General features: G+C 36.8%; 13 protein-coding genes. 3 read left to right on the top strand and 10 right to left on the bottom strand.

Features of this window, described 5'->3' with window-relative positions:
• Positions 1 to 72: 72 nt before the first annotated feature.
• The 6 genes from DCS32_RS11370 to DCS32_RS11345 all read right to left on the bottom strand — a co-directional run bounded on the left by DCS32_RS11370 (position 73) and on the right by DCS32_RS11345 (position 6,642).
• A complete protein-coding gene (locus DCS32_RS11370; RefSeq protein WP_108878368.1) occupies positions 73 to 1,086 on the bottom strand; it encodes a DUF3667 domain-containing protein in 1,014 nt (337 codons plus the stop codon).
• 24 nt (positions 1,087 to 1,110) lie between these two features.
• Positions 1,111 to 2,106, bottom strand: coding sequence for a DUF3667 domain-containing protein (locus DCS32_RS11365; RefSeq protein WP_108878367.1), 996 nt, complete (start codon positions 2,104 to 2,106; stop codon positions 1,111 to 1,113).
• Between the two features lie 4 nt (positions 2,107 to 2,110).
• Complete coding sequence (locus tag DCS32_RS11360) at positions 2,111 to 2,884, bottom strand: diadenylate cyclase (protein WP_108878366.1); 774 nt, start codon at positions 2,882 to 2,884, stop codon at positions 2,111 to 2,113.
• A 215-nt stretch (positions 2,885 to 3,099) separates the two neighbouring features.
• Positions 3,100 to 3,657: a thioredoxin family protein gene (locus DCS32_RS11355; RefSeq protein WP_108878365.1), complete on the bottom strand. Its 558-nt coding sequence runs from the start codon at positions 3,655 to 3,657 to the stop codon at positions 3,100 to 3,102.
• A gap of 188 nt (positions 3,658 to 3,845) precedes the next feature.
• A complete protein-coding gene (htpG, locus tag DCS32_RS11350; RefSeq protein ID WP_108878364.1) occupies positions 3,846 to 5,732 on the bottom strand; it encodes a molecular chaperone HtpG in 1,887 nt (628 codons plus the stop codon).
• A 250-nt stretch (positions 5,733 to 5,982) separates the two neighbouring features.
• Positions 5,983 to 6,642: a peptidoglycan-binding protein LysM gene (locus tag DCS32_RS11345; protein WP_108878363.1), complete on the bottom strand. Its 660-nt coding sequence runs from the start codon at positions 6,640 to 6,642 to the stop codon at positions 5,983 to 5,985.
• An 85-nt stretch (positions 6,643 to 6,727) separates the two neighbouring features.
• On the opposite strand from DCS32_RS11345, the gene DCS32_RS11340 reads away from it, so the two are divergent.
• Positions 6,728 to 6,919: a hypothetical protein gene (locus DCS32_RS11340; protein WP_162533641.1), complete on the top strand. Its 192-nt coding sequence runs from the start codon at positions 6,728 to 6,730 to the stop codon at positions 6,917 to 6,919.
• 122 nt (positions 6,920 to 7,041) lie between these two features.
• On the opposite strand, the gene DCS32_RS11335 is transcribed toward DCS32_RS11340, so the two are convergent.
• From DCS32_RS11335 to dapF, 4 genes are all read right to left on the bottom strand, one after another.
• Positions 7,042 to 7,692 (bottom strand): peptidoglycan-binding protein LysM, encoded by a 651-nt coding sequence (locus DCS32_RS11335; protein WP_108878361.1) that lies wholly within the window; start codon positions 7,690 to 7,692, stop codon positions 7,042 to 7,044.
• Positions 7,693 to 7,939: 247 nt separating this feature from the next.
• Entirely contained in the window at positions 7,940 to 8,983 is a 1,044-nt protein-coding gene (gene mltG / locus DCS32_RS11330; RefSeq protein ID WP_108878360.1) for an endolytic transglycosylase MltG, read from the bottom strand.
• A complete protein-coding gene (locus tag DCS32_RS11325) occupies positions 8,984 to 9,526 on the bottom strand; it encodes a GNAT family N-acetyltransferase (RefSeq protein WP_108878359.1) in 543 nt (180 codons plus the stop codon). It abuts the gene before it with no gap.
• Complete coding sequence (dapF, locus tag DCS32_RS11320) at positions 9,526 to 10,299, bottom strand: diaminopimelate epimerase (protein WP_108878358.1); 774 nt, start codon at positions 10,297 to 10,299, stop codon at positions 9,526 to 9,528. The genes DCS32_RS11325 and dapF overlap by 1 nt, the downstream gene beginning before the upstream one ends.
• A gap of 129 nt (positions 10,300 to 10,428) precedes the next feature.
• Between dapF and DCS32_RS11315 the strand changes: the two genes are divergently transcribed.
• Together DCS32_RS11315 and DCS32_RS11310 are read left to right on the top strand one after the other, a co-directional pair.
• The gene (locus DCS32_RS11315) at positions 10,429 to 11,835 is read left to right on the top strand and encodes a trypsin-like peptidase domain-containing protein (protein ID WP_108878357.1); all 1,407 of its coding nucleotides are present in this window, start codon (positions 10,429 to 10,431) and stop codon (positions 11,833 to 11,835) included.
• A 172-nt stretch (positions 11,836 to 12,007) separates the two neighbouring features.
• Entirely contained in the window at positions 12,008 to 13,450 is a 1,443-nt protein-coding gene (locus DCS32_RS11310) for a glyceraldehyde-3-phosphate dehydrogenase (protein WP_108878356.1), read from the top strand.
• Positions 13,451 to 13,582 lie beyond the last annotated feature (132 nt).

Here is a 13,582-nt window from a genome sequence, read left to right as displayed (position 1 = left end):
AACAATCATTGCTCGTTTAAGAGAGATTTATGAGAAAAAGTATTTTTACTACGCTTTCGCGAAAGCGTACTCCTACTGAGGTCTATTTTTAATCATATCTGGAGTGATCTCCAGCTCATACTCTAGACGTTTAAGGCTGTCTTGTTTTATGGAGTCTTGTTTTATTTTTTGCTCTGCCTGTTCTTGGCTGAATTTCAAAATTTTACCTATAAAATTGCTGTCGTCTATTTCTTTTTGACCGTTTTGATTCACATTAATTGCAGACTTAAAACTTAGGGCAACTAATGGCAAGCTCAACACACAAGAAAAAACTGTAAATATTAAAAAGAAAAAGAGCGTCTTTACAAGTACACTCGTCATGGTGAGTTTAAACAGTCTTTTAAGTACGTAAACAGTATAAAATAGCATTAATAAAAATACTACTACACTTAGAATATTAAGTACAGTAGGACTCCAGATAAATGCAATTTGCATTACAACACTTATCATAGAGAAGTGACTGTAGACATATAAATAGATTACAAAGTGCTCTACTAGATTATATTTTTTATAATTCCAAAAGACAATTTTAGACATTAATGCAAAAAAAGGAATTATCAAAAACATATATAGTGATTGATTCTCCATAAGAAGAGTGGAAATACTTTCTTGTAGCTCTAGCTGTGTCTGGGATATAGACTCATCATTAACAAGCTTTTGTGCAGTCATATAGTTATCCCAAAACCAACCCTTAAGTAAGTAATAATAAAAACTAGTAAATGTGATCGCAATCGCAAAGTAACTAAAAGCAGGAAGGTACTTCTTGCGCATTCCATTTATGTAACCACCTATTACGTCTTCTGGCTGGCGAAACAGCGCCACAAATGTTTTTACAAAGGAATTTTCAAGATTGAAAAACCTGTCAAAGAAATCTTCTAGTAAGTTACGCCACGTGAGTTTATTGTAAATACGCTTACCACCACAGTGTGAGCAAAACCTTTGATCTAGCGCTATAAATTGTTCACAATTTATACAGGTGTCCTTTACTTCTAATTGGTTCTGTTTCTTTTTTAGAGCTTTTTTCTCAGCGCGAGATAACTTAGACATAGGTTGGTTTTAATATTCAAAAGATTAGTTAAGAGTATCTTTTACGATTTGCACAGCTGCTTTGATACTATCTGCACGTATGGAGTCCTTTGCTTTTGCAGCGGCTTCTCTAGCTGCTCTGGCTATTTCAGATTGCTGTTTTACATCTGCTACAAACTCATCAAGCATACCAGTGGCATACATAATCCCGCCCACGGCACTCATAAAAAGGCATGATAACGGTAATAGTATAGCTAGAAATAGTATAGTTTTAAGTATAGCCTTTTCTATTGTTAAGTCAAATATCCTATAGAGTACATAAATCGTATAAATTATAGGAAACACACTAGTCACCACTCCTAAAATTATTTGCGCCATATTTGACCAGATGAAGAGCATACCAAGTACAGACATCAAAATCTGAACCTGAGAATAGGTGTATAAATAGATGACTATATGTTCTATAAAGTTGTATTGCTTATAGTTCCAAAAAACCAGTTTTGAGATTACAGCATACAGCGGAATGCACAGAAAACTGAAGAGACTTTGATAATCAAACACAAAGTCCATGTAATCACTCAATATTGTAGTATCAGGGGATTTGAATCCGCTAGCAAATCCATTTGAAAACTCAGAGAAACTCTCAGAATCAATAAACCAATTTCTAAAGAAAAAGGTATAAATACTCGTGATGGTAAGTGCTACAGCAAAATACCCAAAAGCAGACATGTACCTTTTTCTAAGACCTTCTACATAGCCATGAATTACATCTTCTGGTGCAGTAAATAATACGATAAAGGTTTTTAAAAATACATTCTCAATATTGAGAAAACGCTCTGTGAAGTCCTCTAGAAGATTACGTGTATTGAGTCTGTTATACATACGCTTTGCTCCACAATGAGAACAGAATCGCTGGTCTAGTTGTAATGGGGTTCCGCAGTTTTTACAGTGATCAGAAACTATGAGAGCATCTTTCCTTTTTTTAGCAGGCGTACTACTCTTTTTATCTATTTTACTATTATCTGATGGTTTTTTAGACATAGCGTTACATCAATTCTTCTTCTAATAAAACACGCAGCTCATCTATAGTATCAAAGAGTACAAACTCACCATCCTTTATATAATTTATAGCACCACTTTCTTCACTTACCACTAGTGCAAGTGCATCTGTTTTTTCTGTAATACCTACAGCTGCTCGGTGTCTAAGTCCAAAGCGTAAAGGAATATTGCGTTCTTGAGTTACAGGTAAAATTACACGAGTTGCTGTTATTTTATTATCCTCAATAATCATTGCACCATCGTGTAACGTAGAGTTCTTATAGAAAACACTTTCTATAATAGGTCTGTTTACCTCAATCTCCATACGGTCTCCCGTATCTTTTACAAACTCAAGACTTGTTGCTCTCCTTATAATGATAAGTGCACCTGTCTTTGTATTACTCATATTCTCACAAGCTCCTAGAATTGCATGAATATCTAGATTGAGAACACCTTCTTTTTTTGAAAAATTAAAATTCTTAAATAGTCCGCCCTTCGTGAGGTTTGTGCTTCCTATGAGTAATAAAAACTTTCTAATCTCTTGCTGGAACACTACAATGAGCGCAAACATACCTACGCCTATAAACTGCCCTAGTATAGTACTAAGCATTTCCATTTTGAGAAGTACTGTGAGTTGCCAGATAAGGTAAATTACCACAATACCTATAAATATATTTATAGCTACTGTACCCTTAACGAGCCTGTATAAGTAAAACATCAAGGTAGCAACGAGAAAGATATCGATACCGTCTAAGATGCGCAGATTTTCTAAAATTTCCAATAGTCTAGGATTTACGTAAAAATAGCAGAAAAAGGGAGAGCAAAAAATCTAGCACCTAAAAACTTAATTTTAAGTGGCACTACTTTGATTCTGCGGTCTTTACTTTCGGCTTACCTGTATACTGTGATCCTAACGCTTACTGATATTTAAGAATTTTAAAAGATAAATTTATTGAGTCACGCTTTCGCGAAAGCGTACTAATCCTACTACACTATTTATGATTTCCACTTGATATTACAACCCATACTTGGCTTTTGGAGGGTAGATTGTGGCTTACTATTGAAAATGTTATCTAGCGCCTCTCTAAGGTCACGTCCATTTACAGGAATTCCATTACCCGGACGACTATTATCAAGCTGACCACGATACACGAGCTTGTCATTAGGTCCAAAAACATAGAGATCTGGAGTACATGCCGCCTTATAGTTTTTTGCTACCTCTTGCGTTTCATCAAGTAGATAAGGAAATGTGAAGCTGTTTTTACGAGCATTCTGCCACATCATCTCTGGCCCATCTTGAGGATACTTAACGATATCATTACTGCTTATGGCAACAAATCCAAAACCAAGCACGCGATAATCATTTGCGATACGCACAATCTCATCTATCACATGAATAACAAAAGGACAGTGATTACATATAAACATCACCACAGTACCGCGTTCTCCTTTAATATCATGATAACTACACAGCTGGTTAGTAACGGTATCTATAAGTTGAAATTCTGGGGCTTTTGTGCCCAGCTCGAGCATATTAGATGGAGTGAGTGACATAATCTTTATTGTTTATTAAATGTAGTTTCTTGCACAGTAGCGAGCGAAGTTATTACCCTACTATCTCATAAGACGGTAAGCTACTTAAAAAGTTACGTTTTTATAAAATCAAAAAGCCACTTTCCATAAATGAAAAGTGGCTTTTATATAATTTACTTCTTACTAGATATAAATAATATCGAGTAAAATTATTTAATCATCTCGTAAGAACGTTTGATAAAGCTAGTAAGCTCCTCACCTTTAAGTAGGTTTTGAGAAAGCTTTGCTAGATCAAATGATTGCGTGATTAAACGCTTCTTAGTGTCTTCTGAGTCTGCATTAAGAATTTCTGACACAAGTGCATGATTACCATTTACTACGAGGTTGTACATCTCTGGCATATTACCAAACATGTTCATACCGCCACCGCCAGTTTGCTGCATCTCTTTCATACGACGCATAAACTCAGGTTGTGTAATGATAAATGGCGCATCATTACTATCCATTGCTTCTACTTGAACCGTATAAGAAGTAGTTCCTATCGCCTCAGTAATGGTAGTTTTTACAGTTTCCATCTCCTCATCAGAAAGTTTAGAAATCTCTTCTTCTTCTTTCTTGATTAGGTTATTGATATGATCTCCATCTACACGTACGAAGCTCACATTCTCTTTACTTGTCTCCAGTTTTTGGATTAAGTGCGGTACAATAGGAGTATCCAGTAATAGTACTTCATATCCTTTTGCTTTTGCACTTTCTATGTATGAGTGTTGTGCATCTTTATCACTTGCATAAAGCACCACCATTTTACCATCCTTATCGGTCTGGTTGTCTTTTATTTTTGCTTCAAGCTCTTCCCATGTAAAGTAAGAATCATCTACTGTAGGGTATAAAGCAAACTTATCTGCTTTTTCAAAGAATTTATCTTCAGATAACATTCCGTACTCGATTACGAGTTTAATGTCATTCCATTTCTTCTCAAAATCTGCTCTATCGCTATTAAATAATGACTTAAGCTTATCTGCTACTTTACGTGAGATATAACCAGAGATTTTCTTTACGGCACCATCTGCTTGTAAATAGCTACGTGATACGTTAAGTGGAATATCTGGAGAGTCTATTACTCCGCGCAACATTGTTAAGAAATCTGGAACAATACCTTCTACATTATCTGTTACAAAAACTTGGTTTTGATATAACTGTATGCGATCCTTCTGCATGTTCATATCCTGTCCTAACTTAGGGAAGTATAAAATACCTGTTAGGTTAAAAGGATAATCTACATTTAAATGAATGTTGAATAATGGCTCATCAAATTGTGATGGATATAATTCTTGATAGAAGTTCTTATAATCTTCATCCTTTAGATCTGCAGGTTGCTTAGTCCATGCTGGTTCTGGGTTGTTGATGATATTATCTACCTCTTGTGTAGGTGCTGGATCTTCTTCTTTTGCATCTTCTGGCTTAGGAAGTGTTTCTGTTTTCATACCAAACTTAATTGGCACTGGCATAAACTTGTTATACTTAGCTAGTAATCCAGAGATACGATTTTCTTCAAGAAACTCTAAGCTATCATCTGCAATGTGCAGTATGATTTCTGTTCCTCTGTCTGTTTTATCTGCCGCTTCAAGTGTGAAGTTAGGACTACCGTCACACGTCCAGTGCGCTGCTGGCTCATCTTTATAAGACTTTGTGATAATCTCTACGGTAGATGCTACCATAAAAGCAGAGTAGAAACCTAGACCAAAGTGACCTATAATTCCAGTATCCTTTGCACCTTCTTCATACTTATTTAAAAACTCCTCTGCTCCAGAAAATGCAAGTTGGTTGATGTACTTTTCAACCTCATCTTGTGTCATACCAAGACCTTGATCGATAATGTGAAGTTTCTTTCCTTCTTTATCAATCTTAATCTCAATTTTAGGATTTCCATAATCTACACTAGCCTCTCCTATTGAAGTTAAGTGCTTTAGTTTAAGTGTTGCATCTGTTGCATTTGAAACGAGCTCACGAAGAAAGATCTCGTGATCACTATATAAGAACTTTTTAATAAGCGGAAAGATATTCTCTACCGATACATTAATTTTTCCTGTTGACATGTTATATGTGTTTTAATTTGTAATAATTCTTTCTCGCTTAAAGCGAAAAAAGTACCACAACGACATAAGTGACAAACTGACATTTTACAACCTTTTAAAGATAGTCCCTTCTTGTATCTATCTCGTTATACACCTACAATGACAGAGTTTTAAGTGTGAGTAATAACGCTTTCGCGAAAGCGTATAAAAAAACATCCAGCATCTATACGATACTGGATGTCTTATATATTCTTAAGCTAAGCTATATCCTTTATAGATTAGCCGTTAATTTGTCAATAGAAGGGTATTTTACTGCTTTCACATTAGATACATCATAACCAGAAAATCGCTTCATATAGCTACGTATGTTGGTACCAAAGGCATCTGCAAAACCTGTTTCTCCACCAGATCTTAAAAATTTCTTCACACTGCCAGGTCCAGCAAGGTGAGCTGCGGCAAGTATACCGGACTCCGTCACTCGTACTCCTGCAATCCATCGTCCTTCAAAACGCTTAATATCACGTCTTAGAACCCATTTATTACGGGAAGCATTTAATAAAAAAGCCTGTTCTTGAAGTAGTGGATCTTCTAAAAACTCAGATCCATCTGTAATACCTAAAAGGTCAAGCGTGGATGCTCCAAACTGGTATTTCCCAAGGTAACCAAAACTGTTTATCGTTAAGTAATCACCTCTCGATTCTTTAAAAGCGAGTGCTTCTTTAAAACCTGTATAATTTTTTCCGGTAAGTGGGGTGGGGTTAAAAACAAATGGAACTTCTTCAGTTTCATTAGGAAGGGCAACACTGTAATCTAGAGATGTTCCATCTGTAGTATAGTGAGTAAAATCATATGTTTCGTCAGATGTTGGGGAAATCATCAGAATACCTAACATAAAAGGTAATACAGTAACTTTAGTCAAGTTTCTTAGCATAGGGTTGCTTTTCGATCGCCAAAAGGTCATAATTAAAACCTTTCTTAAAGTGCTCTCTATTTCGGCGCGCAAAAATACAACTATCTTGAGTAACCAGCAAGCCTCATCGGCAAATCACTCAAAAGCACTGTTCCGTGCTCATTTACTTGTATTTACGAGGCTATTTACACCTCTTACAACACCTAACAGACTTAAAAACGCTCTCTTTTCTACAATCAATCTCACTCCAAAACGTCAATTTACACTACTAGACGATACAATAACAGTGCAAAAGTAGACCAGAAAACTCCCTCAATAGCAAGACATAACACTACTTTAACATAAGGCATTCAACTATATAGACCCTTAAATAATGCGCAATAAAAAACCCAGACCTATTAGTGTCTGGGTTTTTAGTAATTATAAAGTAGCTTTTGCCGACGCATTTGCGGGGATAATTGATGTATCAAAGTTGCCAAAGCGACTTAGATAAGATGTGAGAGGTACATTATTTGCATCTGCAAATACATCTTCACCACCAGAGTCAAGAAATTTCTTAACGTTTCCAGCTCCGCATAAATGTGCCGCAGCTATGAGACCACTTTCGGTAACTTTATGACCTCCTATTGTTTTACCATCAAAGGCGTTGATATACTCACGTAAAACATATTTATTCCTTGCAACAAGCGCATCAAAGGCACTTTCTTGCATGGCTGGAGAGCTCATAAAATCTCTTGCACTGTCTACACCTACCCACTTAAGAGTAGATTGACCAAACTGGTATCTGCCTTTATAACCAAGTCTGTTTACTGCAAAATAATTACCACTGGACTCACTAAAAGCTAAAGCTTCTTTAAAGCCTATATACGATGTTCCTAGAACAGGACTATTAAATCCTCCTGGAAAATCGGGTACAAATGATTCAAGCGTAGGAGTTACAAAAGTATCTGCCTGGTTTTTGAACCACATTGCGGCTATCGCATTGCCCTTATCATCTTTTACAATGAAACCTGTAGATATTATAAATAACACAGGTAGCAATACTACTAATAGTAAATAACGTCTCTTCATATAATGAATCGAATTAAAGTTTACAATTACCGACCACTTAGTGTGATCTAATCTTTAGTAATTCTCATAAGAGCTTGCAAGCGCGGCTTGCCATTATTCTATTGTAATTAAAAGAACATATTCCTAATAATAGGAATTTTCTGTTAACCGCGTCTCTATGAGAATCACGGTAACAACTTCAATGTAAGGAGGTTTAGTGTGTTAAGAGCATCATTTAATACCTCTTAACATGAAAGTTAACAAGGACTTAACGATTGATGCCCTTATTATTAATCCAGCGTCTGTATGCCGCGCTATTTGCGTTGTGTTGTGACAATGTCTTAGCAAACTTGTGATATCCAAAGTTTTCTACATCTGCTACAAAGTAGTAGTAGTTATGCTTTTCTGGATTGAGCACGGCCTGGATAGCCGTTACATCTGGCATGAATATAGGTCCTGGAGGAATACCTCTATTTCTATAAGTATTATACGGAGAGTCTACTTCTAGATCTTTATACAGCACACGTTTTATTACCATGTCCCAGTCATTCTTTTCTCTCTTTACGGCATAAATAACAGTAGGATCTGCATCTAGTTTTATGCCATCTCTAAGTCTGTTTAAATACACACCAGCTACTCTAGGTCTTTCGTCAGTTTTGGCAGTTTCCTTTTGCACAATGGCTGCTATTGAGTATACTTCTTGCGGAGTTAGATTAAGCGCTGCTGCTTTGGCTAATCTCGTGGCATTCCAGAATTTTTTATACTCACTTAGCATTCTTGCTCTAAAATCTTCTGCACTCGTGTTCCAGAAAAACTCGTAGCTATTAGGGATATACATGGTAAGTGCAGTATCATTATTAAAGTCATGCTCTCTCAAGAAGTTTGTATCTAGCATCGCTGTTATAAGCGATGTACTGTCTGCTTCTATTTGGGTTGCTACTCTACCCGCCATATCTTGTAAACGCTCTTGGTTATTAAAAGCCACTTTTACAGGTGTATTTTTAATACGGATGGTATTGATAATCTCATTATTACTCATCCCCTTTTTTATAATGTAATGACCAGGTCTTACATTATCATTATATCCTTTCTTTTCGGCTACAGTAATAAAAGAATCTTCGTCTTTTAAGAGTGGTGAGAGATCTGCAACCACATCATTAAAAGCAGATCCTGTTGCGATGTATAAGTGCGCGCGATCATTGTTAAAGGCAGTGTTGTCAGAAAAAATAGAAGTGTATACTGTGTAAGCAAATACGCCTCCTATAACAATGCCTATGGCAACTATAAGTAGTAAAATCTTTTTAATGTACATCTAGAATATGTGTTGGTATAGTAATTCGTTTATATATGATTCTTTTCCTGTAGTGAGACTACGTTTACGTCTCCACTGTTTTTTAATACCTATTAACTCAAAACCTGCTTTTTCAAAAAGTGCAATACTCGCCTTATTATCCTCTTCTATATTAGCATATAGTTGGTGTAAATTCAGATGTGTATTGCAGTAATTTTTGAGAAGGTTAATACTCTCTGTGGCATAGCCTTTTCTTTTGTGTTCTTCTCCTGCAATCACAATACCTATACCTGCTCGCAAATTATGAGGATCAAAGTCAAATACATCAATAAGACCTACAGAACTATGTGAAGTACTATCACATATGACTAAACGTAGCTGACGTACGTCAAAGATATCACGGTGGCTGTTTGCTAAGTATTCTTTGAGCACATATTTAGAAAACGGAACCAGCGTCTCTCCCACACTCCATAAACCTTCATCATTTTCTACACGATACACGTGATCAATATCTTCTGGTTCAAGTGCTCTTAAATAGCAATGGGTGCCTTGCAATGTCTTCATTACCATTCTCCTTTAAAAACAAATGTTGCAGGACCTATTAAATAGATATTTGAATATCCATCATTCGTTTTATCAAACTGTACAGACAGTTTCCCACCTTGTACATCTAGCGCTACTTTATTGCTAGTTGTTAACCCATTTGTGTGTGCTGCGAGAGCAACAGCTGTAACTCCGGTACCACAACTCAACGTCTCATCCTCTACTCCACGCTCGTAGGTGCGCACTGCAAAATGAGCATTATCTAATTGCTGTACAAAATTGATGTTACTACCCGCTTCACCATATAAACTACCGTAACGCAATGCTGCACCTTCGGCTTTTACGTTTACTTTTTCTACATCGTCTACCATTGCAATGTGATGTGGTGACCCTGTATCTAGAAAAGTATATTTAGGCTCTTTCTTAATTTCAGATACATCTTGCATTTTCAGCTGCACGATATCGTCTTCTATGCTTGCCTCGTGTAAACCATCTATCGCTTCAAAGGTTGCCTTATTTTCTATAATAGATAACGCTTTCGCGAAAGCTACCAAGCAGCGTCCACCATTACCGCACATGCTACTTTCATTACCATCTGCATTATAGTACACCATTCTAAAATCTGCCGAAGGGTGATTTTCTAACAGCATCAAACCGTCTGCTCCTATGCCAAACTTTCTGTCACAGAGCTTTGAGATGAGTTTGGTATCATCTTTGGGAAAGTATTGAGTACGGTTATCTATGATTACAAAATCATTGCCAGTACCTTGATATTTTGAAAATGGGATTGTCATTTTTAATGCTTTATTACGACAAAAATAGCAAATCTCGATTTCGTTTCTCGTGTTAAATGGCAGTTAAATAGAAACCGTGGAGATACTAAATTTTTAATTTTAACGATTATTGAATAAATGCAACGGACTATGAAAAAAATCGCAGGAACACTTTTAATCGCCGTACTAGCAGGCGCAATCACGCTAGGATCATATAAACTCTTTATTGAGCAGCCTACACAAGTAGCTTCTTACCCTACTCAAATAGATAATACACCTACTTATAAACCGGTCAATTATGAAGCACTCACTGCTGCTGCAAGTGGTGTAGATTTTACAGAAGCTGCCGAAAGAACGGTAAATGGAGTGGTACACGTTAAAAACGTACAAGAATATAGACAACCTCGCAACATGATGGAATATCTGAGAGGTGGCGGCCAGGCAAACAAAGGTATTGTAGGTGCAGGAAGTGGAGTTATCATCTCTGGCGATGGCTTTATAATCACAAATAATCACGTGATAGATGGCGCTACAGAAGTTGAAGTCACTTTAAACAACAATAAAACCTTCATGGCAGAAGTGGTAGGTAAAGATGCAAAGGCAGACATTGCAATATTAAAAATAGATGCTGGTGAAGAACTTCCTTATATCCCATTTGGCGATAGTGATGGTACCAAAGTAGGAGAATGGGTACTTGCCGTAGGTAATCCTTTTAACTTAACCTCTACAGTAACCGCTGGGATTGTATCTGCAAAAGCTCGTGATATAGACGAGCGCGATGCAAACTACCAGTCCTTTATACAAACAGATGCAGCTATCAACCCTGGAAATAGCGGTGGAGCTTTGGTGAATATTTTTGGTGAGCTCATTGGTATTAATACTGCCATCACCTCACAAACTGGGTCCTACGTAGGATACGCATTTGCCGTACCTTCAAATAATGCTCGAAAGATCATGGAAGACATTATGCAGTTTGGCTCTGTCCAAAAAGGAATCTTGGGAGTTAGTGGCGGTACACTTACAGCCGAAATTGCAAAAGCCGAAAACCTAAAAACTGCCGAAGGCTTTTATGTTGCTGGTGTAGAGTTTGAAAGTGGCGCAGAACAAGCAGGATTAAAGACTGGAGATATTATTAAGAAATTAGACAATATTAATATTACAAAATTTTCTGACTTAACTGGATACATTAACTCAAAGCGACCTGATGATGTTGTTCAAGTTGAAATATTAAGAGACGATACTAAAATGACATTGCCTGTCAAACTAATAAAGTCAATCACTTTTGACATTGAGCGATTAGGCATACAAGTAAAAAATGCATCGCCAAAAGACCTTGCAAAATACAAAGCTAAAAATGGTGTAGTAATAAGCCAGACGCTTACAGAAGCAATGAAACGTTATAGAATTGAGGGACTTGTAATCTCAGAAATAGATGACGTGATGGTAAATTCTATAGAAGATGTAAAGAACATCTTTAAAAACAAAAGTGTAAATGAACCTGTAAGTATCGTTTTTGTAGATCAAAAAGGAGAACGCAACCGCTTTATCTTCGATTAATAATTAGACACATAAAAGTGAATAACCCTTCCATACCGGAGGGGTTATTTTTTTACATCAAATTCGACAACGAAATCGTTTGCGTACCCACTTAAAATATATACTTTTGCCGCAAAATTTAAGTGTATTTACATTTTCGTAAAACCAAAACAAACCTTTTAACTACATCGTAATGAGTCAATCAGAAACGTACGAAAAAGAACTATCCTTTCAAGCAGATCGCCGTAGAGCAACTGTAGAATTTATTAAAATTGCTAGTGATTTATGGTACGACAGCGCCATAGAACTTGTAGTATTTAGAAATCAAGTAATGGATCGCAACGTGAGCCAGATTCTAGATTTACACGAGTATGCAGGTGCCTTTGTAGGGAAGCCTATCTCAATTTTTGATAGTGTAGAAATTGCTGAAGCAATCAAGCAACTTAACCTTCCTCCGTCTAAGCTTGATATTGGTAAACTTACTTATGAGTATCACCTAGAGGATAATGCAAATGCAACTAGTTTTGTAGCGCAACGCTTAAAGCCTGCCGAAAATGTAACTCCTATCGAACCTAAAGATGTTGTTCTTTATGGTTTTGGACGCATAGGTCGTCTTGTTGCAAGAGAGTTAATGACGCGCACCGGTAAAGGTAGTCAGCTACGCCTTAGAGCAGTAGTAACACGCGGTGTTGTCGACCAGACAGTTCTTGAAAAAAGAGCTAGCCTTCTTAAAAGTGATTCTGTACACGGTGACTTTACAGGAACTGTAACTATAGATGCAGAAAATAAAGCACTTATCATTAATGGTACTACCGTAAACTTCATAAGTGCAAACGCACCAGAAGATATCGATTATACTGCATACGGAATAAGCGATGCGTTGGTTATTGATAATACTGGAGCCTTCCGTGATAAAGAACAGTTAAGTAGACATTTAGTAAGCAAAGGAGCTGCTAAAGTACTTCTTACTGCTCCTGGAAAAGGGATTCCTAACATTGTACACGGTGTAAACCACTTAGAGAACAACCCAGATGAAATCAATATTTTCTCTGCTGCTTCTTGTACTACTAATGCCATCACTCCTATCCTTAAAGCGATTGATGATACATTAGGTGTAGAAACAGGACACCTAGAAACGATACATGCATATACAAATGATCAGAACCTAGTTGATAACATGCACAGCAAGTACCGTAGAGGTCGTGCTGCTGCACTTAACATGGTAATCACAGAGACTGGTGCTGGAGCTGCAGTGAGTAAAGCGCTACCTCATTTTGAAGGGAAACTTACTTCAAATGCGATACGCGTTCCTGTACCTAACGGTTCACTTGCGATACTTAATCTAGAACTGAATAAGAAAACAAGCATAAAGGGAATCAACACGCTTCTTAAAAAATATGCGCTTGAAGGAGCTCTTGTAGAGCAAATCAAGTATTCTATTGATAACGAACTCGTATCTAGCGACATCATAGGATCATCTGCTCCTAGTATTTATGACAGTAATGCTACGATAGTACGTAAGGATGGTAAAAACGTTATACTTTACGTTTGGTATGATAACGAGTATGGATATAGCCATCAAGTTATACGCCTTGCTAAGTACATTGCAAAGGTGCGCAGATTTACATATTACTAGAATCATACTTGTAGTTGTTACGCTTTCGCGAAAGCGTGATGTAAACACAAGATAGGTTACTTCACAGCAATCTTAACCATACACAAAAAGCCACCTCACCAGGTGGCTTTTTATATTTGTGAGATTGTTAAC

The sequence above is a fragment of the Dokdonia sp. Dokd-P16 genome (assembly GCF_003095655.1).
Lineage (GTDB): Bacteria > Bacteroidota > Bacteroidia > Flavobacteriales > Flavobacteriaceae > Dokdonia.
This window is presented reverse-complemented; position numbering and strand designations above follow the sequence as displayed.

Bases quoted from the DNA above. Each gene is read 5' to 3' on its own strand.
- dapF (WP_108878358.1), bottom strand. From the start codon at position 10,299: ATGACAATCCCATTTTCAAAATATCAAGGTACTGGCAATGATTTTGTA.
- DCS32_RS11365 (WP_108878367.1), bottom strand. From the start codon at position 2,106: ATGTCTAAAAAACCATCAGATAATAGTAAAATAGATAAAAAGAGTAGT.
- htpG (WP_108878364.1), bottom strand. From the start codon at position 5,732: ATGTCAACAGGAAAAATTAATGTATCGGTAGAGAATATCTTTCCGCTT.
- mltG (WP_108878360.1), bottom strand. From the start codon at position 8,983: ATGTACATTAAAAAGATTTTACTACTTATAGTTGCCATAGGCATTGTT.
- DCS32_RS11335 (WP_108878361.1), bottom strand. From the start codon at position 7,692: ATGAAGAGACGTTATTTACTATTAGTAGTATTGCTACCTGTGTTATTT.
- DCS32_RS11310 (WP_108878356.1), top strand. From the start codon at position 12,008: ATGAGTCAATCAGAAACGTACGAAAAAGAACTATCCTTTCAAGCAGAT.
- DCS32_RS11355 (WP_108878365.1), bottom strand. From the start codon at position 3,657: ATGTCACTCACTCCATCTAATATGCTCGAGCTGGGCACAAAAGCCCCA.
- DCS32_RS11315 (WP_108878357.1), top strand. From the start codon at position 10,429: ATGAAAAAAATCGCAGGAACACTTTTAATCGCCGTACTAGCAGGCGCA.
- DCS32_RS11370 (WP_108878368.1), bottom strand. From the start codon at position 1,086: ATGTCTAAGTTATCTCGCGCTGAGAAAAAAGCTCTAAAAAAGAAACAG.
- DCS32_RS11345 (WP_108878363.1), bottom strand. From the start codon at position 6,642: ATGCTAAGAAACTTGACTAAAGTTACTGTATTACCTTTTATGTTAGGT.
- DCS32_RS11325 (WP_108878359.1), bottom strand. From the start codon at position 9,526: ATGAAGACATTGCAAGGCACCCATTGCTATTTAAGAGCACTTGAACCA.